This is a genomic window from Paracoccus alkenifer (genome assembly GCF_900108405.1).
Classification (GTDB): Bacteria; Pseudomonadota; Alphaproteobacteria; order Rhodobacterales; family Rhodobacteraceae; genus Paracoccus; species Paracoccus alkenifer.
Window position 1 is genome coordinate 194,820 of sequence record NZ_FNXG01000005.1, and the last position, 23,036, is coordinate 217,855.

At 67.5% G+C, this 23,036-nt stretch carries 23 protein-coding genes; 9 read left to right on the forward strand and 14 right to left on the reverse strand.

The features are described from left to right. Positions 1-10: 10 nt before the first annotated feature. Genes BLW83_RS13055 through BLW83_RS13075 form a run of 5 tightly spaced genes read left to right on the forward strand, consistent with a single transcriptional unit; the run spans position 11 to position 4,714 of the window. Positions 11-973, forward strand: a complete 963-nt coding sequence (locus tag BLW83_RS13055; RefSeq protein ID WP_090848665.1) for an aspartate carbamoyltransferase catalytic subunit — start codon at positions 11-13, stop codon at positions 971-973. Continuing rightward, entirely contained in the window at positions 970-1,944 is a 975-nt protein-coding gene (locus BLW83_RS13060) for a DUF4268 domain-containing protein (protein WP_177172571.1), read from the forward strand. Before BLW83_RS13055 ends, BLW83_RS13060 begins: the two co-directional genes overlap by 4 nt. Continuing rightward, a complete protein-coding gene (gene pyrC, locus BLW83_RS13065; protein ID WP_090848666.1) occupies positions 1,941-3,209 on the forward strand; it encodes a dihydroorotase in 1,269 nt (422 codons plus the stop codon). Before BLW83_RS13060 ends, pyrC begins: the two co-directional genes overlap by 4 nt. After that, a complete protein-coding gene (plsY, locus tag BLW83_RS13070) occupies positions 3,202-3,798 on the forward strand; it encodes a glycerol-3-phosphate 1-O-acyltransferase PlsY (RefSeq protein WP_090848667.1) in 597 nt (198 codons plus the stop codon). The genes pyrC and plsY overlap by 8 nt, the downstream gene beginning before the upstream one ends. A gap of 34 nt (positions 3,799-3,832) precedes the next feature. After that, positions 3,833-4,714, forward strand: coding sequence for a 2-dehydro-3-deoxygalactonokinase (locus BLW83_RS13075; RefSeq protein ID WP_090848668.1), 882 nt, complete (start codon positions 3,833-3,835; stop codon positions 4,712-4,714). A gap of 269 nt (positions 4,715-4,983) precedes the next feature. On the opposite strand, the gene BLW83_RS13080 is transcribed toward BLW83_RS13075, so the two are convergent. The 10 genes from BLW83_RS13080 to hutI form a co-directional block, all read right to left on the reverse strand. Next, the gene (locus tag BLW83_RS13080; protein ID WP_090848669.1) at positions 4,984-5,760 is read right to left on the reverse strand and encodes an amino acid ABC transporter ATP-binding protein; all 777 of its coding nucleotides are present in this window, start codon (positions 5,758-5,760) and stop codon (positions 4,984-4,986) included. Position 5,761: 1 nt separating this feature from the next. Further along, positions 5,762-6,424, reverse strand: coding sequence for an amino acid ABC transporter permease (locus BLW83_RS13085; protein ID WP_090848670.1), 663 nt, complete (start codon positions 6,422-6,424; stop codon positions 5,762-5,764). Beyond that, complete coding sequence (locus BLW83_RS13090; RefSeq protein WP_090848671.1) at positions 6,424-7,071, reverse strand: amino acid ABC transporter permease; 648 nt, start codon at positions 7,069-7,071, stop codon at positions 6,424-6,426. The genes BLW83_RS13085 and BLW83_RS13090 overlap by 1 nt, the downstream gene beginning before the upstream one ends. Before the next feature lie 66 nt (positions 7,072-7,137). After that, positions 7,138-7,953: a transporter substrate-binding domain-containing protein gene (locus BLW83_RS13095; protein WP_090848672.1), complete on the reverse strand. Its 816-nt coding sequence runs from the start codon at positions 7,951-7,953 to the stop codon at positions 7,138-7,140. Positions 7,954-8,044: 91 nt separating this feature from the next. Next, positions 8,045-9,736, reverse strand: a complete 1,692-nt coding sequence (gene hutU / locus BLW83_RS13100) for a urocanate hydratase (protein ID WP_090848673.1) — start codon at positions 9,734-9,736, stop codon at positions 8,045-8,047. Between the two features lie 12 nt (positions 9,737-9,748). After that, positions 9,749-10,903: an acyl-CoA dehydrogenase family protein gene (locus tag BLW83_RS13105; protein WP_090848674.1), complete on the reverse strand. Its 1,155-nt coding sequence runs from the start codon at positions 10,901-10,903 to the stop codon at positions 9,749-9,751. After that, positions 10,900-12,048 carry a CaiB/BaiF CoA transferase family protein gene (locus BLW83_RS13110; protein ID WP_090848675.1) on the reverse strand — a complete coding sequence of 383 codons (1,149 nt, stop codon included), beginning with the start codon at positions 12,046-12,048 and terminating at the stop codon, positions 10,900-10,902. Before BLW83_RS13110 ends, BLW83_RS13105 begins: the two co-directional genes overlap by 4 nt. Beyond that, positions 12,045-12,836, reverse strand: coding sequence for an N-formylglutamate deformylase (gene hutG, locus BLW83_RS13115; protein ID WP_090848676.1), 792 nt, complete (start codon positions 12,834-12,836; stop codon positions 12,045-12,047). Before hutG ends, BLW83_RS13110 begins: the two co-directional genes overlap by 4 nt. Beyond that, the gene (hutH, locus tag BLW83_RS13120) at positions 12,833-14,374 is read right to left on the reverse strand and encodes a histidine ammonia-lyase (RefSeq protein ID WP_090848677.1); all 1,542 of its coding nucleotides are present in this window, start codon (positions 14,372-14,374) and stop codon (positions 12,833-12,835) included. The genes hutG and hutH overlap by 4 nt, the downstream gene beginning before the upstream one ends. Further along, a complete protein-coding gene (gene hutI / locus BLW83_RS13125; protein ID WP_090848678.1) occupies positions 14,367-15,569 on the reverse strand; it encodes an imidazolonepropionase in 1,203 nt (400 codons plus the stop codon). The genes hutH and hutI overlap by 8 nt, the downstream gene beginning before the upstream one ends. Before the next feature lie 125 nt (positions 15,570-15,694). Here hutI and BLW83_RS13130 point away from each other — a divergent pair, with 125 nt between their 5' ends. From BLW83_RS13130 to BLW83_RS13140, 3 genes are read left to right on the forward strand one after another with little or no spacing between them, the layout of a single operon-like run. Further along, positions 15,695-17,059 carry a formimidoylglutamate deiminase gene (locus tag BLW83_RS13130; protein ID WP_090848710.1) on the forward strand — a complete coding sequence of 455 codons (1,365 nt, stop codon included), beginning with the start codon at positions 15,695-15,697 and terminating at the stop codon, positions 17,057-17,059. After that, the gene (locus BLW83_RS13135) at positions 17,056-17,775 is read left to right on the forward strand and encodes a histidine utilization transcriptional repressor HutC (protein WP_090848679.1); all 720 of its coding nucleotides are present in this window, start codon (positions 17,056-17,058) and stop codon (positions 17,773-17,775) included. Before BLW83_RS13130 ends, BLW83_RS13135 begins: the two co-directional genes overlap by 4 nt. Next, positions 17,772-18,311 (forward strand): HutD/Ves family protein, encoded by a 540-nt coding sequence (locus tag BLW83_RS13140; RefSeq protein ID WP_090848680.1) that lies wholly within the window; start codon positions 17,772-17,774, stop codon positions 18,309-18,311. The genes BLW83_RS13135 and BLW83_RS13140 overlap by 4 nt, the downstream gene beginning before the upstream one ends. Before the next feature lie 80 nt (positions 18,312-18,391). Here BLW83_RS13140 and BLW83_RS13145 read toward each other — a convergent pair whose 3' ends face one another. Beyond that, positions 18,392-18,964 carry an NADPH-dependent FMN reductase gene (locus BLW83_RS13145; RefSeq protein WP_090848681.1) on the reverse strand — a complete coding sequence of 191 codons (573 nt, stop codon included), beginning with the start codon at positions 18,962-18,964 and terminating at the stop codon, positions 18,392-18,394. Positions 18,965-19,144: 180 nt separating this feature from the next. Further along, positions 19,145-20,629, reverse strand: coding sequence for an MFS transporter (locus BLW83_RS13150; RefSeq protein ID WP_090848682.1), 1,485 nt, complete (start codon positions 20,627-20,629; stop codon positions 19,145-19,147). Between the two features lie 315 nt (positions 20,630-20,944). On the opposite strand from BLW83_RS13150, the gene BLW83_RS13155 reads away from it, so the two are divergent. After that, on the forward strand, positions 20,945-21,682 hold the full coding sequence (locus tag BLW83_RS13155) for an SDR family oxidoreductase (protein WP_090848683.1): 738 nt from the start codon (positions 20,945-20,947) through the stop codon (positions 21,680-21,682). Positions 21,683-21,704: 22 nt separating this feature from the next. On the opposite strand, the gene BLW83_RS13160 is transcribed toward BLW83_RS13155, so the two are convergent. Both BLW83_RS13160 and BLW83_RS13165 read right to left on the reverse strand, forming a co-directional pair. Next, positions 21,705-22,580 carry a 3-hydroxybutyryl-CoA dehydrogenase gene (locus BLW83_RS13160; RefSeq protein WP_090848684.1) on the reverse strand — a complete coding sequence of 292 codons (876 nt, stop codon included), beginning with the start codon at positions 22,578-22,580 and terminating at the stop codon, positions 21,705-21,707. A gap of 108 nt (positions 22,581-22,688) precedes the next feature. Then, positions 22,689-23,036: electron transfer flavoprotein subunit alpha/FixB family protein (locus BLW83_RS13165; protein ID WP_218139130.1), on the reverse strand; the 348-nt coding region annotated here is incomplete at its 5' end.

Consider the following 23,036-nt stretch of genomic DNA (forward strand, 5'->3'; position numbering starts at 1 on the left):
GAGGCCAGCCATGATGTTCCGCGCCCGCCATCTGCTTGGCGTCGAACAGCTGTCCCCGCCCGAGATCACCACGCTGCTGGATCTTGCCGAAACCTATGTCGCGCTGAACCGCAGCACGGTGAAACACGGCGATGCGTTGCAGGGGCTGACGCAGATCAACCTGTTTTTCGAGGCCTCGACCCGCACCCAGTCCAGCTTTGAGCTGGCCGGCAAACGGCTGGGCGCAGATGTGATGAACATGGCCGTCGCCCATTCCAGCGTGAAAAAGGGCGAGACGCTGATCGACACCGCCCTGACCCTGAATGCGATGCAGCCCGATCTGCTGGTGGTGCGCCACCCCCATTCCGGCGCCGTCAACCTGCTGGCGGAAAAGGTGAATTGCGCGGTGGTGAACGCGGGTGACGGACGGCATGAACACCCCACCCAGGCGCTGCTGGACGCGCTGACCATTCGCCGCGCCAAGGGGCGGCTGCACCGGCTGACCGTGGCCATCTGCGGCGACATCGCGCATTCGCGGGTGGCGCGGTCGAACCTGATCCTGCTGGGCAAGATGGAAAACCGGGTGCGGCTGGTCGGGCCGGCGACGCTGATGCCCTCGGGCGCGGGCGAGTGGGGCTGCGAGGTCCATCACGACATGGAAGAAGGGCTGCGCGACGCCGATGTGGTGATGATGCTGCGCCTGCAAAAGGAACGGATGGACGGCGGCTTCATCCCCTCGGAGCGCGAGTATTACCACCGCTGGGGGCTGGACGCGGAAAAGCTGGCCCGCGCGAAACCCGACGCCATCGTGATGCATCCCGGCCCGATGAACCGCGGCGTGGAAATCGACGGCACCATCGCCGACGACATCAACCGCAGCGTGATCCAGCACCAGGTCGAGATGGGCGTGGCGGTGCGCATGGCCGCCATGGACCTGCTGGCGCGCAACCTGCGGGCCGAACGCGGGGCGCGGGCGGCGGGGATGATGGTGTGAATAAATTCGGCCGCCTCAAGCGCGTGGATCTTCGTAGCGGCTGGCTTAGCGAAGCGCTGGATTTCACCCCGTGGCTCGCTTCGGATGAAAACCTCTCATTACTGGGAGAGGCGCTGGGTATCGAACTTGAACTCGAAGCGCAGGAGCGGTCCGTCGGGCCTTTTCGGGCCGATATCTTGTGCAAGGATACTGCGGATGGAAGCTGGGTTCTGATCGAAAACCAACTGGAACGAACCGACCATACTCATCTGGGACAATTGATTACCTATGCTGCCGGTTTGCACGCGGTCACCATTGTATGGATTGCGGCTAGGTTCACGGAAGAGCACCGGGCCGCCTGTGACTGGCTGAACGAATTTACAACAGAGAATGTGCGCATCTTCGGACTGGAGGTCGAGCTTTGGCAGATCGGGGAAAGCCCTGTTGCGCCGAAATTCAATATAGTCAGCAAGCCGAATGACTGGAGTAGATCGGTTACAACCGATGCCGGCCTTACGGTAGTTCGAGAAATGCAGTTGCGCTACTGGACGTCCGTTGAGGAAATGATCCGCGACCGACGCGGTCCGCTGAACGCCGTAAAGCCCCCAGCGGAATCATGGGTCGGCCATGGTATCGGACGAAGCGGGGTAAGCTTGAATTTTGTCATGAACCGCCCTCAGAAACTGGTCCGGGTCGAGATTTACATGACAGGCCGCTACGCCAAGTCCGATTATAATCAGCTTGCCGCGCAACAGAACGTAATCGAAGAAAGCTTGGGCTCTCCGCTTGTGTGGGAGCCGATGCCGGACAGGAGAGACGCACGAATCTCGCTTGCATTGAATCCGGCAGATCCGACTGACGAGACTGACTGGCCCCGCCAACATGAATGGTTGGTTGATATGGCAGGGCGTTTTCATGCCGTATTCAGACCAGTCGTCAAGAACTTCGGGCGCGATCTTCAATTCATGGATACCAGCGAGGCGAAAGGATGATCCTGCATTTCCAGAACGCCCGCCTGATCGACCCCGAGGCGCTGAGCGACGAACCCGGCAGCCTGACCGTCGAGGACGGCGTGATCGTGGCGCTGGACGACGACGCCCCCGAGGGCGCGCGCGTGGTCGATTGCGACGGGCGTTGTCTTGCGCCCGGGATCGTCGATTGGGGCGTCAAGATCGGCGAGCCGGGCGAGCGGCACCGCGAATCCATGCGCTCGGCCGCACTGGCGGCGGCGGCGGGCGGGGTCACGACGATCGTCGCCCGCCCCGACACGCTGCCCCCGATCGACACGCCGGAATCGCTGGAATTCGTCACCCGCCGCGCCGCCGGGCAGCTGGTGCGCATCCGCCATCAGGCGGCGCTGACCCGCGGCCGCGAGGGGCGCGAGATGGTCGAGATGGGGTTTTTGCGCGACGTGGGCGCACTGGCCTTTACCGACGGGGTGCGGGTGGTCGAAAGCACCAAGCTGCTGACGCGCTGCATGACCTATGCCCGCGATCTGGGCGCGCTGATCGTGGGTCATCCGCAGGATCCCGGGCTGTCGCGGGGCGCGGCGGCGACCAGCGGCAAGTTCGCCTCGCTCTACGGGCTGCCCTCGGTCACGCCCTTGGCGGAACGCATGGGGCTGGAACGTGATCTGGCGCTGGTCGAGGCGACGGGGGTGCGCTGGCACGCCGACCAGATCACCACCGCCGATTCGCTGGTGGTGCTGGACCGGGCGCGGGCGGCGGGGCTGGACGTGACCGCGGGCACCTCGATCCACCATCTGACGCTGAACGAATTCGATGTGGGCGATTACCGCACCTTTTTCCGCCTGACCCCGCCCCTGCGATCCGAGGACGACCGCATGGCCATGGTCGAGGCCGTGGCCGAGGGCCGCATCGACGTGATCGGCAGTTTCCACACCCCCCAGGACGAAGAGGCCAAGCGCCTGCCCTTTGAGGTCGCGGCCCCGGGTGCGGTGGGGCTGGAAACCCTGCTGCCCGCGGCGATGCGGCTTTACCATCAGGGCGGCGTCGGGCTGGCGCAGCTGTGGCGGGCGATGTCGCTGAACCCCTCGCGGCGGCTGGGGCTGGATGCGGGGCGGCTGGCGATGGGCGCCCCTGCCGATCTGGTGCTGTTCGACCCGGATGCGCCCTTTGTCCTTGACCGTTTCGCCCTGCAATCCAAGTCCAAGAACACCCCCTTTGACGGCGCGCGGATGGAGGGAAGGGTGCTGGGCACCTGGGTCGGCGGTGCGCGGGTGTTCGGTCATGGCTGATTCGCTGGTAATGATCGCGGCGGTGGGGCTGGGCTATCTGCTGGGTGCGGTGCCGTTCGGGGTGCTGGTGACGCGGGCGCTGGGGCTGGGCGATCTGCGCAGCATCGGCTCGGGCAATATCGGCGCGACCAATGTGCTGCGGACGGGCAACAAGGGCGCCGCGCTGGCCACGCTGCTGCTGGACGGAGGCAAGGGCGCGGCGGCGGTGCTGCTGGCGCGCTGGCTGGGGGGCGAAAGCGCGGCGCTGGTCGCCGGGGGCGCGGCGTTTCTGGGGCATCTCTACCCGGTCTGGCTGGGATTCCGCGGCGGCAAGGGCGTCGCCACCTTTCTGGGCACGGTGGGCGCGCTGTCATGGCCGCTGGGGCTGGCGCTGTGCGGGATATGGCTGCTGACGGCGGTGCTGACCCGCATTTCCTCGCTGTCGGCGCTGGTGGCGGCTGCGGCTGCGCCGGTGCTGGCGCTGATCGCGGGCAAGGGCGGCGTGGCGGCGGCGGCGCTGTTCATGGCGGCGCTGATCCTTTTGCGCCACCGCGAAAACATCGCCCGGCTGCGTGCGGGGACCGAGCCGCGCATCGGGCGCCGGTCCTAGGCGCGGCTGCAACAACGCGACAAGGAAGAATGCAATGCTCGGGACCATATCGGCGGACTGGATCGCGATAGAGGTCTTGCAGGGCGGGGCGCTGCTGCAAGGCTGGGCGATCGGGCCCGGGGGCGAGGTTCTGGCGCAGGCAAGGGGCACCGGCGGCAATAACGGCGGCGATCTTGAACCGGCGGTGTTGGAACTGGCCGGGGGCTGGCTCGCGCACGGGCGGGCGACGCTGGTGCTGGTCAGCGGCGCAATGGCGGCGGGGCTGCGCGACGTTCCCTGCCCGCCGCTTTCGCTGCCGCTTTGGCCCGTGCCTGCAAAGGATCCCCGGCTCGACCTCCGGCTGGTGCCGGGGCTGGCGCAGCGCGCTCGGGTCAAGGGGATGATGCGAGGGGCCGAAACGCGAATTGCCGGGGTGCTGGCGGCGCGGCCCGGCTGGGACGGGGTGATCTGCCTGCCCGGCCCGGAAACCCATTGGGCCGAGCTTTCGGCCGCCGAGGTGGTGGGTTTTCGCAGCTACATGACCGCCGAGCTGTTCGGGTTGATTGCCCCGACCGGGGATCCCGGGCCACAGGACGCATCGGACGAGACTGCTTTCGCCGAGGCGCTGGCCCGAGGAATGGCCCGGCCGCAGGCGCTGGCCGGGCGGCTGTCGCAGCTGCGGGCAGAAGGGGTTCTGGACGCCCACCCGGCCGATGCCGGCGCGCAGCTGTGGGGGCTGCTGATCGGGGCAGAGCTTGCCGCCGCGCGCGGCTGGTGGCTGGGGCGCGACGTGGTGATCGTGGGCGAGGGTCGGCTGGCCCAGCTTTATGCAACGGCGCTGGCGGCGCAGGGCGTCGGCACGCAGCAGATCGACGCGGACATGGCCGCGCTGGCCGGGCTGGCACAGGCCCGAGGGTTGCTGCGCAATCAGACTTAGGCGATCCGCCCGAACAGCGCCGCCGTCGCGACACCCGCCCCGCAACGGCAAAATCCGCCGTGGGCAGGCCGCTCCGGGGGCCATGCCCGATTGTCGCGCAGGTGGCAGAACGCCCGGCCTCGCATGACCGTGACGGCGGCGAATTGCGCCGATGCGCGGCCGATGGCCGCGGCGTGACCGGGCCCGTTCCGCCCCGCAATCAGGCAGATGCACCGGGCCGTGACTGCGCTTCTTCCTTGTGGAAATATCCTGCGGGGGTCCGGCCGCTGTCAGATCAGGTTGCGTTCGTGATAGGTGCGCAGGAATGATTGGATGCGCCGGTCTTCGGGTTCGCGCAGGATCCGCGAGGGCACGTCCACGTCGACCAGCTCGCCCGCCTCAAGAAACGCTATTTGGTCGGCGACATGGGCGGCAAAGCCCATCTCGTGCGTCACCACAACCATGGTCATGCCGCCCGCGGCCAATGCCTTCATCACGTTCAGCACCTCGCCCACCAGTTCAGGGTCCAGCGCGCTGGTGGGTTCGTCAAACAGCATCAGCCGCGGGTCCATCGCCACCGCGCGGGCAATCGCCACCCGCTGCTGCTGGCCGCCCGACAGGCGCGAGGGGTGGTTGCCCATCCGATCCGACAGCCCGACGCGGGTCAGCGCCTCGGCCGCGCGTTCCATCGCGTCGCGCTTGCGCATCCCGCGCACGCGGATCAGCCCCTCGGCCACGTTTTCCTGCGCGGTCATGTGCGGCCACAGGTTGAACTGCTGGAACACCATGCCGATGGTGGACCGCATCTGGCGCAGCCGCCGCGGGGCCATGCGGCGCCCGCCGGGGGTTTCATAGCCGATCAGCTGCCCGTCGATCAGCACCTCGCCGGAATCGTATTCCTCAAGAAAGTTGATGCAGCGCAGCAGCGACGACTTGCCCGATCCGGACGGCCCGATCAGGCAGGTGACCTTGCCGGGCGGGATCGACAGGTCGATGTCTTTCAGCGCGTGGAACTGGCCGTAGTATTTGTTGACCTTGCGGATCTCGACAGAGGAAGCCTCGACCATCTCAGGTCCTTTCGATCAGGTGGCGGGTGATGCGGCGTTCCAGCCGGCGGCCGAGGCGCGAGATGACCTCGACAAAGACCCAGAAGAACAGCGCCAGCGCAAAGTAACCTTCCAGATAGGTAAAGGTCATCGTGGCCATGTATTGGGTCTGATACATCACCTCGGGCACGGTGATGATCGACAGGATCACGGTTTCCTTGGTCAGGATGATCGAGAAATTGATCAGCGCCGGCAGCGCCGACACCAACCCCACCGGCAACAGGATGCGGCGCACGATGGCCATTTCGGTCATGCCGATGGCGCGGCCGGCCTCGATCAGCCCAAGGGGAACGGCGCGAAACGCCGAGCGGAAGATTTCCGCGAAATAGGGGCTGCCATAGATGGTCAGTCCCAGCAGCCCGGCGGGCAGCGGGTCCAGCCGCAGCCCGATCATCGGGCCGCCGTAATACAGCAGGAACAGCTGCACCAGAAACGGGGTGCCGCGGATCAGCTCGATATATGTCTGCAAGGCCCAGCGGACGGCGCGGCCGCCGTAACGCTGCGCCACCGCGATCAGCAGCCCAAGGGCGGCGCCGAACACCGTGCCCAGCAGCCAGCAGATGATGGTCAGGCGGAACCCCGACAGCAGCCTTGGCCCGTATTCACTGAAGATCGACAGGTCCATCACACGGCCATCCTGTGTTCGAGCCAGCGCCCCAGCGCCGCCAGGCAAAGGTTGATCGCCAGATACAGGCAGGCTGCGGCCAGATACGCCTCGAGCGGGCGAAAGGTCACGCCGGCCTGCGCCTGACTGGCGCGGGTGATTTCCATCACCCCCACCACCGACACCAGCGAGGACGCCTTGACCAGCAGGATCAGCTCGTTGATCAGCTGCGGGATCGACAGCGCCACGGCCTGCGGCAGGATGATGCGGGTCCAGCTGTGGCGAGGGGCCATGCCGATGGCGATGGCGGCCTCGGTCTGGCCCTTGGGCAGCGCCATGATCGCGCCGCGCCAGATTTCCGAGATATAGGCCGAGGCGACGATCGCGGTCGTCATCACCGCCGCCACGATGGCGGGCACGTCGATCCCGATCACCGGCAGCAGGAAGAACACCACCAGCAGCTGCACCAGCATCGGCACGCCGCGCAGATAGCTGACCCAGATCGCGGCGGCGATACGGGCGGGGCGCGATTTCGACAGCGCCAGTACGCAGACAAAGGCGCCGATCACCAGCCCCAGCGCGATGCCAAGGCCCGACACCAGCAGCGTATAGCGGGCAGCCATGGTCAGCGGCCAGAAGGCGTCAAGAAAGGTCGATAGCGAAAACATCGTTCCTCCCCGCGGTTGGGGTTGCGGGCGGGGGCTGGCCCCGCCCGCGGCTGGTCCTTGGGTCGATCAGTTCTTGGGCACTTCGCGGGGCAGCTCCGTATAGGCGCCCAGCCATTTTTCCTGGATTTCCTTGACGCGGCCGTCGTCGGTCATCTTCAGCAGGGCCTCGTTGATGGCGTCGCCCAGGCTGGCGCTGTCGTCACCGGGGCGCAGCACCCAGGCGAAATAGGTCGGGTCGCCGAACTGCGCCGGCTCGAACAGGGCGAAATGCTCGGGGCGGGCCTTCACCAGCGTGGTGGCGTTGGGCATCGAGGCCGCCACCGCATCCAGCCGCCCGGCGGCCAGATCGGCAAAGGCTTCGTCGTTGGTGCCGTATTCCTTGACGTTCACCCCGCCAAGGCTGTCGCCGAACGCGCTGAGCTGCTTGAACTGCGCGGTGCCCTGCTGGACGCCCACGGTCTTGCCCTTGATGTCCTCGGGCTTGACCAGATCCGAGTTGACCGGCTTGATCAGCGACACGGTCGCATCGGCGATCGGGATGGTAAAGGTATAACGCTCAAGCCGTTCCGAGGTGATGGTGACGGGGGCGATCACGATGTCGAACTTGCCGACCTCAAGCCCCGGCAGCTCGGCCGTCCACGGGATGTCCTGATAGACCGGCTCGACGCCCAGCTCGGCGGTCACGCCGTCGAACAGATCCTTGGTCATGCCCTGATAAACGCCGTCGATGATCATGTCGAAGGGCGCATAATGCATGTCGGTGGCGGTCACGATCTTGCCCGCGGCCTTTACGTCGGCCAGCTGGTCGGCGACGGCCGGCCCGGCAAGCGACAGTGCAGTCAGGCCCAGCAGCGCGGCCTTGAGCGATTTGGTCAGTGTCATGGTGTTTTTCTCCCTGTGTAACAAACAGCGATGATCGCCGGCGCAGTTTGACGCAAGCCGCGCCGCCGGTAAACAGCGGCGCGGGCGCATGTTACAGGATCGCGGGCAGGTTCAACCCGTGTTCGCGGGCGCAGTCCAGCGCGATCTGATAGCCCGCATCGGCGTGACGCATGACGCCGGTTGCAGGGTCGTTCCACAGCACACGGCCAAGGCGACGATCGGCATCTTCCGTGCCGTCGCAGCAGATCACCATGCCCGAATGCTGGCTGAACCCCATGCCGACGCCGCCGCCGTGGTGCAGCGACACCCAGGTCGCCCCCGACGCCGTGTTCAGCAGCGCGTTCAGCAGCGGCCAGTCGGAAACCGCGTCCGAGCCGTCCTGCATCGCCTCGGTTTCCCGGTTGGGCGAGGCGACCGAGCCGCTGTCCAGATGGTCGCGGCCGATGACGATCGGCGCCTTCAACTCGCCATTCCTGACCATTTCGTTAAAGGCCAGCCCCAGCCGGTGGCGGTCGCCCAGACCCACCCAGCAGATCCGCGCCGGCAGGCCCTGAAAGGCGATGCGCTCGCGCGCCATGTCCAGCCAGTTGTGCAGGTGCTTGTCGTCGGGGATCAGTTCCTTGACCTTCTGGTCGGTCTTGTAAATGTCCTCGGGGTCGCCCGACAGCGCCGCCCAGCGGAACGGGCCGATGCCCTTGCAAAACAGCGGCCGGATATAGGCGGGGACAAAGCCCGGAAAGGCAAAGGCGCGGTCGAACCCTTCTTCCAGCGCCATCTGGCGGATGTTGTTGCCATAATCGACGGTCGGGATGCCGGCGTCGTGGAACGCCACCATCGCCTCGACCTGAATCCGCATCGACCGGCGCGCGGCCTGTTCCACGGCCTTGGGGTCGGTTTCCTGACGCGCGCGCCATTCGGCGACGGTCCAGCCCAGCGGCAGATAGCCATGCACCGGGTCGTGGGCCGAGGTCTGGTCGGTCACGATGTCGGGGCGCACGCCGCGACGCACCAGTTCCGGGAACACCTCGGCGGCGTTGCCGATCAGCGCCACGGATTTCGCCTCGCCCGCCTTGGTCCAGCGGTCGATCATTTCCAGCGCTTCGTCCAGAGAGTGGGTCTTTTCATCGACATAGCGGGTGCGCAGGCGGAAATCAGCGCGAGTCTCGTCGCACTCGACCGCCAGACAGCAGGCCCCGGCCATCACGGCGGCCAGCGGCTGCGCGCCGCCCATGCCGCCAAGCCCCGCGGTCAGCACCCATTTGCCGGTCAGGCTGCCGCCGTAATGCTGGCGGCCGGCCTCGACAAAGGTCTCGTAGGTGCCCTGCACGATGCCTTGGCTGCCGATATAGATCCACGACCCCGCGGTCATCTGGCCATACATCGCCAGACCTTTTTTATCGAGTTCGTTGAAATGATCCCAGTTCGCCCAGTGGGGGACAAGGTTCGAGTTCGCGATCAGCACCCGCGGCGCGTCCTTGTGGGTCTGGAACACGCCGACCGGCTTGCCCGACTGCACCAGCAGCGTCTGGTCGGATTCAAGGCCCCGCAGGCTGTCCACGATCAGGTCGAAATCCTTCCAGGTGCGGGCGGCGCGACCGATGCCGCCGTAAACCACCAGCTCATGCGGGTTTTCGGCCACGTCGGGATGCAGGTTGTTCATCAGCATCCGCAGGGGCGCCTCGGTCAGCCAGGATTTCGCGGTGATCTCGGTCCCGGTGGCGGGATAGATGTCGCGGGCGTTGTGGCGCGGGTTGTCGGTGGGGTTCTGGGTGGGTTTGTCCATGTTCGTCTCCGATCAGGCCAGCATGTTGCCGGAAATGATGATACGCTGGATCTCGCTGGATCCTTCATAGATCCGCATGATCCGCAGGTCGCGGTTGATGCGTTCGACGGGGAAATCGGCGGTGTAGCCATAGCCGCCATGCAGTTGCAGCGCGGTGTCGGCGATGCGGCCCGCCGATTCCGAGGCCGCAAGTTTCGCCATGCTGGACGCAAGCGAGAACCGCGCGCCAGTCGTGTGGGCTGCGTCGCGCTGGCGGGCGGCGTCCTGCGCCAGCAGCAGGGCGGAACGGAACGCCACGCCCATGTCGGCGATCATCCAGGCGATGCCCTGACGTGCGGCCAGCGCCTGCCCGCCGATCACCCGGTCCTTGGCATAGGCGATGGCGGATTCCATGGCCGTCCGCGCCAGCCCCAGACATTGCGCCGCGACCTCGATGCGGCCGTTGTCCAGAACCTGCATGGCGGTGCGGAAACCCCGGCCTTCCTCGCCCAGCAGCGCGTCCTCGGGCAGGTGGCAGTCCAGCGACAGGGTGAACACATGGCCGCCTTTCAGCCCCATGGTGCGTTCTGGCGGGCCGGCCTCGAAACCCGGCGTGTCCTTGGGCAGGATGAAGGCCGAAATCCCACGGTGCCCCGCGTTGGGGTCGGTCACCGCATAGACCACCAGGAAATCCGCGACGCCCCCGTTCGAGATGAAGCATTTCGAGCCGGCAAGATGCCAGCCGGTGTCGGTGCGCCGCGCGCGGGTCTTCATGTCGGCGGGGTCGGACCCGGCGGTGGGTTCGGTCAGGGCAAACGCGCCCAGTGCCTCGCCCGTCGCGGCCTTGGGCAGCCAGTGCTGTTTCTGCGCCTCTGTCCCGCCCAGCAGGATCGAATCGGTGGCCAGATAATGCGCCGTCATCGCCGAGGCGGTGGACCCGCAGGCCCCCGCCACGATCGACACCGCCCGCAGCAGCGCCGGGGCCGAGACGCCCGAGCCGCCGTATTCCTCGGGCAGGTTCGCGCCCATCATCCCGGCCTCGGCCAGCACCCTCAGCTGGTCGTGAACGAATGCGCCGGTGGCATCGGTCTGGGCGGCTTTCGTGGCGATCTGCTCGGCGCAGATGCGTTCCAGCAGGTCGCAGAACAGCCGTTCTTCCTCGGCCAGCATGTGCCAGTCGTCGCTCATGCGATGTCCTCCAGTCCCAGTTCTTGCAGAATGGCGGCGCGGTCGGCGCCCAGTTGCGGGGCAGCGGTGGCGGACACCGGCTTTTCCCCGTCGAAACGCACCGGCTGGCCGACGGTGGGGGCCTGGCCCAGCACCGGATGGGGCAGGGGCGTGACCAGCCCGCGCGCGGTGGCGTGGGGGTTTTCGGCCGCCTGCGCGATGTCCCAGATCGGCGCCGCCGGCAGCCCCACGCCCGATAGCGCGGCGATGGCGTCCTTGGTGGTCAGGTTCCGCGACCACGCCTCGATCAGCGCCTTCAGCGCCGGTTCGTTTTCGGTGCGGGTCTCGTCGGTGGCGAAACGCGGGTCGCCTGCGGCCTCGGGCGCGCCGATCAGCGTGGCCAGAGTCGCAAACTGCCGCGGGTTCAGCACCGCGACCACCACCTGCCCGTCGCTGGTCGCAAAACAGCCAAACGGCGTGGACAGCGGGTGGCGGTTGCCGACCCGTGCGGGCAGCTGGCCCGCGTAAAGATGCAGCGCGTGGCTGGTGGTCAGCATGGAAAACAGCGCGTCATACATCGCCACGTCCAGCGAGGCGCCCGCGCCGGTGCGGTCGCGGTTGACCAGCGCCGCCATGATCCCCCAGCTGGCGAACAGCCCGGCCAGCAGGTCGGCGATGCTTTCGCCGGTCTTCAGCGGCCCGCCGCCTTCCTCGCCCGTCCCTGCCATCAGCCCGGACATGGCCTGCACCACCAGATCATAGGCCGGCAGATCGCGGAACGGGCCGTCCTGCCCGAACCCGGAAATCGAGCAATAGATCAGCCGCGGATTGGCGGCGCGCAGCGTGTCCGCGCCCAGCCCCAGCCGCGCGGCCACGCCGGGGCGAAAGTTTTCCACCACTACGTCGACACGGGCAGCGATGTCCTGCGCCAGCGCCAGATCGGCGGGGGCCTTGAGGTCCAGCGTCAGGCTTTTCTTGCCGCGGTTGTTCAGCGCGAACAACGCGCTTTCGCCGTCCTTGAAGGGGCCGATATGGCGGTAATCGTCGCCGTGGGGCGGCTCCAGCTTGATGATTTCCGCGCCCAGATCGGCCAGCAGTGCGGTGCAATACGGCCCGGCCAGCACCCGGGTCAGGTCCAGCACCTTGATGCCCTGCAACGGCTTCATGATTTCAGCCCTTCTGCCAGCGCCTCGATCCTTGTCAGGATGTCACGCAGGGGAACCCGCAGCGCCTCGGCCTTGGCCTCGTCATAGGCAAAGGGCGGGGTCTCGGTCGCCAGATGGGTGGATTGCGCCAGCTCCATCTGGATGGCGTGGACGCCCTGCGCGGGCTGGCCGTAATGCCGCGTCGTCCAGCCGCCCTTGAAGCGGCCGTTCAGCACCCAGCGGCGGCCGGTCGCGGCTGCGACCTCCTGCGCGGCGGCCTCGATGGAGGCCGCGCAGGACGTTCCCCCGGCGGTGCCGATGTTGAAATCGGGCAGTGTGCCGTCGAAAAGGAACGGGATCACCGAGCGGATCGAGTGGCAGTCGTAAAGGATCGCAACCCCGTGTTTCGCCCGCACCCGCGCAATCTCGGCGGCCAGCGCGGCGTGATAGGGGGCGTGGAAACGGGTTTTTCGGTCCTCGATCTCGGCGGCCGAGGGTTCCTGCGTCCAGATCGGCGCGCCGTCGAAATCCGTCAGCGGCACCAGCCCGGTGGTGTTCTGGCCGGGATACAGGCTCGCATCATCCGGGCCGCGGTTGGCGTCGATGACATAGCGGTGAAAGGTTGCGCGCACGGTGGTCGCGCCGGGCAGCAGCCCGTCATACAGCCGGTGGATATGCCAGTCGGTGTCGGCCAGCAGCCGGCCGCGGTCGTTCAGCCGGGCGCGGATGTCGTCGGGCAGATAGGTGCCGGTGTGGGGCAGGCCCAGAATGACCAGGCTGTCGCCTTGGGTGACCTCGACCGGGGTCATGCCACGTCCTCCATGATCCCCTCGGGCAGGGCCGCAAGCAGCGCGCCGGAACGCACCAGCTCGGCCACATCCGCCAGATCATCCGCCATGTAGCGGTCCTGTCCCAGCGGCGGGATCGCATCGCGCAGCCGCGCCAGCACCGCCTGCAACGGGTCCGAGGTCTTCAGCGGCGCCCGGAACTCGACCCCGGCGGCCGCGCAAAGCACCTCGATCCCGATGATCTGGGTCAGGTTGTCGCACATCCGCCGCAGGCGGCGCGCGCCATGGGCGGCCATGGACACGTGGTCTTCCTGATTGGCGCTGGTGGGCGTCGAATCGGTCGAGCAGGGGTTCGCCAGATGCTTGTTCTCGCTCATCAGCGCGGCGCTGGTCACCTCGGCGATCATCAGCCCGCTGTTCAGGCCGGGGTCGGGGGTCAGGAACGGCGGCAGGTCGTGGCTGAGCGCCGGGTCCACCATCAGCGCGATGCGGCGCTGGGAAATCGCGCCGATTTCCGCGATGGCCAGCGCGATCTGGTCAGCGGCAAAGCCCACCGGTTCCGCGTGAAAGTTCCCGCCCGAGACGATGCGGTCGGCACCGACCAGCACCAGCGGGTTGTCGGTGGCGGCGTTGGATTCGATTTCCAGCGTGCGGCCGGCCTGCGTCAGCAGGTCAAGGCAGGCGCCGGTCACCTGCGGCTGGCAGCGGATGCAATAGGGATCCTGCACGCGGGTGTCGCCGACGCGGTGGCTTTCGCGAATCTCGGACCCCTCCATCAGCGCGCGGATGGCGGCGGCCGCATTGATCTGGCCGCGATGGCCGCGCAATTCATGGATTTCCGCAAGGAAAGGCGCGGTCGAGCCCATGATCGCGTCGGTGGACAGCGACGACGACACCAGCGCATTCAGCGCCGCGCGCCGGGCCATGAACAGCCCCTCAAGCGCAAAGGCGGTGGAGACTTGCGTGCCGTTGATCAGCGCCAGCCCCTCTTTCGCGGCCAGCACCAGCGGCTCCAGCCCGGCGGCGGCCAGCGCATCGGCGGCCGGCATCTCGGTGCCCTGATGATGCGCGCGACCCTCGCCCAGCATGGCGGCGGCCATATGCGCCAGCGGCGCCAGATCGCCCGAGGCCCCCACGGACCCCTGCGCCGGGATCACCGGCAGCACGCCCTTCGCCAGCATGGATTCCAGCAGCGCCACCACCACCGGCCGCACGCCCGAGGCGCCGCGGCCCAGCGACAGCAGCTTCAGCGCCATGATCAGCCGGACGGTTTCCGGTGCAACGGATTCGCCCACGCCGCAGCAATGCGACAGGATCAGGTTGCGTTGCAGGGTCGCGGTATCTTCAGCCGCGATCTTGATCGAGGCGAGTTTGCCAAAGCCGGTGTTGACCCCATAGACGGGTTCGTCGCCCTGCGCGGCGGCGGCAATGCGAGCGGCGGATTCCTTGATGCCGGCGTGGGCGCTGTCGGCCAGCTTGACGGCCAGCCCCTCGCGCCAGACACGCTCAAGCTCGGCCAGGGTGACTGTGCCGGGGGTCAGGATCAGTTCATCAGACATGCGTGCCTCCGAGGATGCGGGCGTAAAGCGGGTTGAAGCCGACGCGATAGGACAGCTCGGCCGGATGGGCGATGTCCCAGACCGCCAGATCGGCGCGCAGCCCGGGGGCGATGCGGCCGCGGTCGGACAGGCCAAGCGCGCGGGCGCCGTTCAGCGTGACCCCGCGCAGACATTCGGCGGGGGTCATGCGAAACAGCGTCGCGCCCATGTTCATGGTCAGCAGGATCGAGGTCACCGGCGAGGTGCCGGGGTTGCAGTCGGTCGCCAGCGCGATGGGCACGCCTGCGTCGCGCAGGGGCTGGATCGGCGGCAGCTGCGTCTCGCGCAGCGTGTAATAGGCGCCGGGCAGCAGCACCGCGACGGTGCCGTGTTCGGCCATCGCGTCGATGCCGTCCTGCCCCAGAAATTCCAGATGGTCGGCGGAAATCGCGCCGTTGCGGGCGGCCATCGCGGCGCCGCCAAGGTCGGACAGCTGTTCGGCGTGCAGCTTGATCCTCAGCCCCAGTTTTGCGGCGTGGTCAAAGACCTGCTGCATCTCGTCCACGGAAAAGGCGATGCCTTCGCAGAACCCGTCCACCGCGTCGATCAGCCCCTCGGCGTGCGCACGCTCCATCCCGGCAATCACCACGTCCGAGATATAGGCAGCGCGGCGGTCGCTGTATTCGGGGGGCAGGGCATGGGCGGCCAGCCAGGTTGTGATCACATTCACCGGACGCTGGCGGCCGATCTCGCGGGCGACGCGCAGCATCTTCAGCTCGCTGTCCACATCCAGCCCGTAGCCGGACTTGATTTCCAGGGTGGTGACGCCCTCGGCCAGCAGGTGATCGACGCGGGGCAGGGCGCGGGCCAGCAGCGTTTCTTCGTCCGCGGCGCGGGTGTCGCGGACGCTGGACAGGATGCCGCCGCCGGCGCGGGCGATTTCTTCGTAGCTGGCACCTTCGAGCCGCATCTCGAATTCTCGGGCGCGGTCGCCGCCGAACACGATATGGGTGTGGCAATCGACCAGCCCCGGGGTGACCACCCGCCCGCCAAGATCGGTCGAGGGCGCATCGGCATATTCCCCCGGCAGGTCCGAATCGGCCCCCGCCCAGGCGATCAGCCCGCCGTCCATCGCGATGGCCTGGCCCCTATCCACCCGGTAACCCGCTGAATCTGCGTCCATAACTACCACGGCGGCATTGCGCAAAATCTGCATGGCTGCGGGCTCCTTTGCTTGGGTCGGGGTCGGTTGTCGGAAATATGTCTAATGTTGAATTTCCTCTATGTCCAAACTTATTTCGATGTTATGTGTGGACTTGTTGTGGATGGATGGAGGAAGCGATGACCGTGATCTGGGCCGAACAGGCGCTGCTGCCGCAGGGATGGGCCGACGGGGTGCGGGTCGAGCTGGGCGCTGACGGCCGCATCGCCAGCGTTGCCGCCGACGCCGCGCCGCAGGGGCATCGGGTCGGGCTGCTGCTGCCGGCGATGGCGAACCTGCATTCCCACGCATTCCAGCGCGCCATGGCGGGGCTGTCGGAATCGCGCGGGGACCAGCCCAGCGACAGTTTCTGGACCTGGCGGCAGATCATGTTCCGCTTTCTGGACCACCTGACCCCCGACGATGTGGAATCCATCGCCGCGCTGGTGCAGATGGAAATGCTCGAAGCGGGCTATGCCACCAACGTGGAATTCCACTATCTGCACCACCGGCCGGGCGGCGCGGCCTATGACGACCCGGCGGAAATGGCCGCACGAATCGCCGCGGCGGCGCAGCGGACCGGCATCGGGCTGACGCTGCTGCCGGTGCATTACCAGTTCGGCGGGCTGGACCGGCGGCCGTTGGGCCCGGGGCAGGCCCGTTTCGGCACCACCCCGGACGAGTTCGCGCGGCTGCTGGATGCCTCGGAATCGGCGCTGGCGGCGCTGCCGCCCGATGCCGGCATCGGCGTGGCGCCGCATTCCCTGCGCGCCGTGTCGCCCGAGGGGCTGGCGCTTTGCGCCGGGCTGCGCCCCGAGCGGCCGCTGCACATGCACCTGGCCGAGCAGATCCCCGAAATCGAAGAGGTCCGCGCCGCCACTGGCCAGCGCCCGGTCGAATGGCTGCTGGACCACGCCGACCCCGACCGCCGCTGGACCCTGATCCACCTGACCCACATGACCGAGGACGAGACCCGCCGCCTTGCCGCCACCGGCGCGGTCGCCGGCCTGTGCCCGATCACCGAGGCAAGCCTGGGCGACGGCATCTTCAACGGCACCATCTGGCGCGACGCCGGCGGGCGGCTGGGGTTCGGCTCGGACAGCAACATCCGCATCAGCCTGGCCGAGGAGCTGCGCGGGCTGGAATACAGCCAGCGCCTGCGTGACCGCGGCCGGGCAATCCTGGCCGAACCCGGACGCTCGACCGGGCGGGTGCTGTATGAATCGGGGCTGGACGGCGGCGCCTCGGCCGCGGGGCGCGCGACGGGCGCCATCGCCGAGGGGCTGTGGGGCGACCTGCTGGCCGTGGGCACCGACAACCCGGTGATGGTCGGACGGCGCGGCGACGCGGCGCTGGACAGCCTGGTGTTTGCCGGTGGCGACGGGCTGGCGTCCGAGGTGTGGGCCGCCGGCCGCCATGTGGTCACCAACGGACGCCATATTGCGCACGACCGGATTGCGGCCGATTATATGGACTGTATCAGGCGGTTGCAGGACAGGCTGTGAACGACGCGCGCACACGCATTCCGTCCAAGGCGCAGGCGATCGAGACCGAGGTCCGCCGCCGCATCGTCGAGCGCGAATGGCGGCAGGGCCAGCGCATCCCGGACGAGGCCGATCTGGCGGTCGAGTTCGAGGCCGCGCGGTCGACCGTCAACAAGGCGTTGCAGCGGCTGGCGGACGAAGGGCTGCTGGACCGCCGCCGCCGCGCGGGGACAAAGGTGGCGGTGGACCCGGTGCGCAAGGCGACCTTTGCCATTTCCATCGTGCGCGAACAGGTGGAACAGGCCGGCATGGCCTATACCCACCGCGTTGTCGCGCAGCGCCGCACTCCGGTCCCGCAGGACATCGCCACCCGGCTTGGCATCGCGCCCGGCACGCCGCTGATCCACATGCGCGCGCTGCATTACGGCGACGGCAAGCCCTTTCAGCTTGAGGACCGCTGGCTGAACCCGGATGCCGTGCGCGGGCTGGAACGCGCTGATTTCTGGCAGCTGAACGCCAATGAATGGCTGGTGCGCAATACCCCCTATCTGCGCGCCGAGATGAGCTTTTCCGCCGAAAACGCCAGCCGCAGGGATGCGCGGCTGTTGCAGACGCAGGTCGGGCAGGCGTTGCTGGTGCTGCACCGCAGCACCTGGAACGACCTCGGGCCGGTGACTTCGGTGCGCGTGGCCTATCCACCCGGCCACGTGGTCACGACGGAAAGGGCAAGCGAATGAAACCATGGCACTATCCGGCCAGCGCCCGCCGGTTCCAGCCGTGGAAGAACGGCGGGGGCGAGACCGCGGAAATCATGGTGTCGCCCGCCGGCGCAGGGTTCGACGATTTCGACTGGCGGATCAGCACGGCGATCGTCGCGCAATCGGGGCCGTTTTCCGGCTTTCCCGGCGTGGACCGGGTGCTGACCGTGATCGAGGGCGGAGCGATGGACCTGACCGTCGCGGGCCAGCCGCAGCATCTTGACGCAGGCTCGGCCCCCTTTGCCTTTCCGGGCGATGCCCCGGCCGAGGCCATGCTGACCGGCCCGCCGCTGCTGGATTTCAACGTGATGGTGCGCCGGCCGCTGCGGGCAACCGTCCGTCGGGGCCAGCTGGAACCACAGCCGGGGCAGGGCGCGCGCGCATATCTGGCGCTGCTGCTCGAAGATGCTGGCGGGATGGCGCGGCTGGACCTGATCGACCTGCTGTCCGCACCGCCGGCAACGCGGACCGCGCTGGCCGGCGCCCTGGCGCTAGAGGTGGTGATCGGATCTTAGCGAACCGGCTGGTCGCGCTGCCACCAGCTGGAAAATCCGAAAATCGCCGGATGCGCAGTCCCCCGCGCATCCGGCGACGCTCAGCCCGCGTCGCGCATCGGCTTCAGCGCGACGGCCCAGCGGCGCAGCTCGTCCAGCATGGCGGTCGCGGAATTGTCGATCAGCTCATTGGAATTGAAGCGCCCGGCATCATCCAGCAGCGAGCCGACCATCGGCACCATGACGCCCTCGACCATCGGCATCATCTTCAGCGTCGTGGCCTGCAACTTTGCCGCCTGCACCGCGCGCAACCCACCCGAAACCCCGCCATAGCTGACGAAACCGCAGGGTTTGTGGTTCCACTCGCGATAGACATAGCTCAGCGCGTTCACCAGCGAGGGTGGCGGGAAATAGTTGTATTCCGGCATCACGAAGACATAGGCATCCGCCGCCGCCACGCTTTCGGACCAGCGCCGGGTGTGATCGTGGTGATAATCCTGCCGGGCCGGATGGGTCGGCTCGTCGTAAAGCGGCAGGGCAAAATCCTGCAAATCGACCAGCGCCACCTCGAAACCCGCATGGGCGTTGGCAAAGCCGGTGAACCACTTGGCGACCGAGGGACCGATCCGGCCCGGCCTGGTCGAGGCGATGATGACGTGAAGTCTGGGATTCAAGGCGTTTCTCCTGATGTGACGGCAAGGCTGCGCCGGGGGTATTTGAGCCAGAAAGAAATCCCGCCCGCACAAGAGGCCCGCACAAGGGGATGACGCGCTTCTTTCTGGTGCAAATACCCATGCGGCTCATGCCCCATGCGCGACACTGGATAGTCCGGGCGGCGCTGCGGGGAAAGAGGGTCAGCCGCGCGCCCGCCGGCGCTGGTCCCTGACCGCCACGACCAGTGCGGCCAGGATCACCAGCCCGATCAGCGCAAAGCCTGCCGCCACGGCGACTGTCCAATCCGACACCGCCAGCACCGCGAAGACGGCTGCGGTGATGATCGCGATCCCCACCGATGTGCCGATCCGCTGCCCGGTCTGCATGACCGCGCCCGAACTGCCCGCATATTCCAGCGGCACCTCCTCCAGGGTGAGGGTCTGGTTGGGGCTGATCACCGCCCCCTGCGCCAGCCCCAGAAAGGACAGGGTGAGCAGCAGCCACCAGACGCTGACCCCATGCGTCTGCCCCAGCACGACCACCGCGATGCTCAGCGCCAGCCCGACCAAGGCCAGCACCAGCCCCCAGCTGACGATGGCGCGGCCCCAGCGCCCGACCCGCCGCCCGGCCCAGTTCGCGGCCCAGGCCGACAGCAGCGCCGCCGGGATCCCGATGAGCCCCGAGGCAAAGGCGGATTTTCCCACGCCTTGCTGGACATACAGCGCGACCAGCACCCAGATGCTGGTCATCCCCATGAAATACAGGGTCATCACGATCGAGCCGTTCGTAAAGCTGCGGGTGCGAAAGATGCGCAGATCGACCATCGGGCTTTGCCCCAGCCGTGTCTGGCGCCGTTCCCATGCGACCCATGCCCACAGCATCACCGCTCCGGCGGGCAGCAGCCCCCAGGCAAGCGCCGTTTCCCCCGCCTGCATGAACGGCCAGAGGATCGCAAGGATCGCCAGCCCCAGCAGCGCCGCCCCGACGGGATCAAGCGCCCGCCACACCCCCGCCGGTGCCGGCCGGAACAGCGGTTTGGGGAACCAGGCAAGCCCCAGCAGGATCGCGGCGATCCCGATCGGAACATTGACGAGGAACGTCAGCCTCCACCCCAGATCATGGCCTCCGAACTGGATCAGCACGCCGCCCAGCACCGGGCCGATGGCCACCGAAAACCCGACCGCCGTGCCCAGTAGCCCAAAGGCGCGGCCGCGCTCGGCGCCGCGGAAATATTGCTGGATCATCCCCAGCCCCTGCGGATTCAGCAGGCCCGAGCCGATGCCCTGCAACAGCCGCGCCGCGTTCAGCCAGCGTGTATCGGGCGCCAGCCCGGCACCGACCGAGGCAAGCGTGAACACGCCGACCCCGACCAGAAAGAACCCTCCGCGCCCCAGAATGTCGCCCGCCCGCCCGGCGGCGACCAGGATCACGCCGAATGTCAGCGCATATCCCGACAGCACCCACTGCATGGCCGACTGTCCGGCCCCAAGACCGCTTTGGATCGAGGGCAGCGCCACGTTGACGATGCTGACCCCGACCAGCGACATGAAGATCACCGCAAGCAGCACCCCCAGAACGCGCCAGCGATCCCGGTCGGACAGTTGCCCGGGGGCGGGCGCCACCCCGGGGTCTGGCCGATCGGGTTCGTATCGCTGGTCCACGCCGCTCTCCTGCGCCTGAAACATGCCCCGGTTGTTTCCCCAACCCCACCCCCGGTCAAGCCCGGCACCGGCTTACAAATCTTTGGCTTTTCCGTGCGGCGACGTCGCCCGCCCGCATCCGGCGCGCACCCCGGCGCCCGGCTTGCGGCCGCCTGTTTCATTCACCTTGCCGAAAATATCCATCTGCCCTTGCCGCGCAAAAGCTGGTGGCGGCACTTGTCCCCGGGCGCGCAGCCGGCCTGAAAGCGGTTGCCTTGTCCGGGCGACGGCCTATCACCAAGGGGGGCGTGCGGCGACCGTCGCGCGCGGGAATGGACGCAAAGGCAAGGGGGCGGCGGCATGGCGCAGACGATTCTCATCACCGGGGCGGGCAGCGGCATCGGCCGGGTCACGGCGCAGGGTTTTCTGGCCGCGGGCTGGCGCGTCGGGCTGATCGGCCGACGCGAGTCCACCCTGCGGGATACCGCGGGCGGCCATCGGGATGCGCTGGTGCTGCCTTGCGATGTCAGCGACGCGGGCGCGGTCGATGCGGCGTTCGACCGGGCCGCGGCGCAGTGGGGGCGGCTGGACGTGCTGTTCAACAACGCCGGCACCGGGCTGCGCCCCCAGACCCCGGACGAAATCGACCCCGACGAATTCCGCCGCGTGATCGAGGTCAACGTGACCGGAGTGCTGATCTGCGCCCGTGCCGCGTTCCGCATCATGCGTGCGCAGGATCCGCAGGGCGGGCGGATCATCAACAACGGTTCGGTGTCGGCATATGCGCCGCGGCCCGGCTCGATCGCCTATACTGCCTCGAAACATGCGGTGACCGGGATCACCCGCTCGATCGCGCTGGACGGGCGGCCTTTTGACATCGCCTGCGGGCAGATCGACATCGGCAATGCGATGACCGACATGGCGGTGCCGATGGCCAGTGGCATCCTGCAAGCGGACGGTTCGACCCGGGCCGAGCCGGTGATGGACGTGCAGCCGGTGGCCGAGGCGGTGCTGCACATGGCGTCGCTGCCACGGGGCGCCAATGTGCTGAACATGACGGTGATGGCGACGAACATGCCGTTCGTCGGGCGCGGCTGAAACGCGGCGGTCGGCGCGGCGGTCAGCGGGTCGGAACCGGCGTTTCGCCCCGGTAATCGTAAAAGCCGCGCCCGGTCTTGCGTCCCAGCCACCCGGCCTCGACGTATTTCACCAGCAGCGGGCAGGGGCGGTATTTCGTGTCGGCCAGCCCGTCGTGCAGCACGTTCATGATCGCCAGACAGGTGTCCAGCCCGATGAAATCGGCCAGCTCCAGCGGGCCCATCGGGTGGTTCGCCCCCAGTTTCATCGATTCGTCGATGGAACGGACGTTACCCACGCCCTCATACAGCACATAGACCGCCTCGTTCATCATCGGCACCAGAACCCGGTTCACGATAAAGGCGGGGAAATCCTCGGCGCTGGCGGAAATCTTGCCCAGCGAATCGACCACGCCGACCAGGGTCTTATAGGTTTCCTCGTTCGTGGCGATGCCGCGGATCAGTTCCACCAGCTGCATCACCGGCACCGGGTTCATGAAATGGAACCCCATGAAGCGTTCCGGCCGGTCGGTGCGGCTGGCCAGACGGGTGATCGAGATCGACGAGGTGTTCGAGGTCAGGATCGTTTCGGGCTTGAGATACGGCAGCACCGACGCAAAGATCTTGTTCTTGACGTCCTCGCGTTCGGTCGCGGCCTCGATCACCAGATCGGTGGCGCCGATGTCGGCCATCTCGGTGGTGGTGCGGATGCGGGCCATGGCCGCCGCCTTGTCCTCGGCCGAAACCTTGCCGCGGCTGACCTGCCGGTCAAGGTTCTTGTCGATCGTCGCGACCGCCGCCTGCATCGCCTCGACCGAGATGTCGTTCAGCAGCACGTCATACCCGGCCAGCGCGAAGACATGGGCAATCCCGTTGCCCATCTGCCCGGCGCCGATCACGCCCACCGATTGCACCGCCATGCGCCATTCTCCCTTGAGATACTGCGCGACGATAGGGTCCGCAGGGCCGAGTGTTCAATCACTTTCCGCCCGGCGCGGGGCCGGGCGGAAAAAGCCGTCGTTCCGGGCTTACAGTTTTTCGGTCAGTTCCGGCAGGACGTTGAAGATGTCTCCGACGATGCCGTAGTCGGCGATCTGGAAGATCGGGGCTTCCTCGTCCTTGTTGATGGCGACGATGACCTTGCTGTCCTTCATCCCGGCCAGGTGCTGGATCGCGCCCGAGATGCCGGCGGCGATATACAGTTCCGGCGCGACCACCTTGCCGGTCTGTCCGACCTGCCAGTCGTTCGGGGCATAGCCCGAATCGACTGCGGCGCGGGATGCGCCGACGGCGGCGCCCAGCTTGTCGGCCAGCGCCTCGATCAGGGCAAAGTTTTCCTTGGACCCCACCGCGCGCCCGCCCGAGACGATGCGCTT

What these genes read in the sequence shown, in the direction of transcription:
- BLW83_RS13055 (WP_090848665.1), top strand. Translation starts at nt 11, where the DNA reads ATGATGTTCCGCGCCCGCCATCTGCTTGGCGTCGAACAGCTGTCCCCG.
- pyrC (WP_090848666.1), top strand. Translation starts at nt 1,941, where the DNA reads ATGATCCTGCATTTCCAGAACGCCCGCCTGATCGACCCCGAGGCGCTG.
- plsY (WP_090848667.1), top strand. Translation starts at nt 3,202, where the DNA reads ATGGCTGATTCGCTGGTAATGATCGCGGCGGTGGGGCTGGGCTATCTG.
- BLW83_RS13075 (WP_090848668.1), top strand. Translation starts at nt 3,833, where the DNA reads ATGCTCGGGACCATATCGGCGGACTGGATCGCGATAGAGGTCTTGCAG.
- BLW83_RS13080 (WP_090848669.1), bottom strand. Translation starts at nt 5,760, where the DNA reads ATGGTCGAGGCTTCCTCTGTCGAGATCCGCAAGGTCAACAAATACTAC.
- BLW83_RS13085 (WP_090848670.1), bottom strand. Translation starts at nt 6,424, where the DNA reads ATGGACCTGTCGATCTTCAGTGAATACGGGCCAAGGCTGCTGTCGGGG.
- BLW83_RS13090 (WP_090848671.1), bottom strand. Translation starts at nt 7,071, where the DNA reads ATGTTTTCGCTATCGACCTTTCTTGACGCCTTCTGGCCGCTGACCATG.
- BLW83_RS13095 (WP_090848672.1), bottom strand. Translation starts at nt 7,953, where the DNA reads ATGACACTGACCAAATCGCTCAAGGCCGCGCTGCTGGGCCTGACTGCA.
- hutU (WP_090848673.1), bottom strand. Translation starts at nt 9,736, where the DNA reads ATGGACAAACCCACCCAGAACCCCACCGACAACCCGCGCCACAACGCC.
- BLW83_RS13105 (WP_090848674.1), bottom strand. Translation starts at nt 10,903, where the DNA reads ATGAGCGACGACTGGCACATGCTGGCCGAGGAAGAACGGCTGTTCTGC.
- BLW83_RS13110 (WP_090848675.1), bottom strand. Translation starts at nt 12,048, where the DNA reads ATGAAGCCGTTGCAGGGCATCAAGGTGCTGGACCTGACCCGGGTGCTG.
- hutG (WP_090848676.1), bottom strand. Translation starts at nt 12,836, where the DNA reads ATGACCCCGGTCGAGGTCACCCAAGGCGACAGCCTGGTCATTCTGGGC.
- hutH (WP_090848677.1), bottom strand. Translation starts at nt 14,374, where the DNA reads ATGTCTGATGAACTGATCCTGACCCCCGGCACAGTCACCCTGGCCGAG.
- hutI (WP_090848678.1), bottom strand. Translation starts at nt 15,569, where the DNA reads ATGCAGATTTTGCGCAATGCCGCCGTGGTAGTTATGGACGCAGATTCA.
- BLW83_RS13130 (WP_090848710.1), top strand. Translation starts at nt 15,695, where the DNA reads ATGACCGTGATCTGGGCCGAACAGGCGCTGCTGCCGCAGGGATGGGCC.
- BLW83_RS13140 (WP_090848680.1), top strand. Translation starts at nt 17,772, where the DNA reads ATGAAACCATGGCACTATCCGGCCAGCGCCCGCCGGTTCCAGCCGTGG.
- BLW83_RS13150 (WP_090848682.1), bottom strand. Translation starts at nt 20,629, where the DNA reads ATGTTTCAGGCGCAGGAGAGCGGCGTGGACCAGCGATACGAACCCGAT.
- BLW83_RS13155 (WP_090848683.1), top strand. Translation starts at nt 20,945, where the DNA reads ATGGCGCAGACGATTCTCATCACCGGGGCGGGCAGCGGCATCGGCCGG.
- BLW83_RS13160 (WP_090848684.1), bottom strand. Translation starts at nt 22,580, where the DNA reads ATGGCGGTGCAATCGGTGGGCGTGATCGGCGCCGGGCAGATGGGCAAC.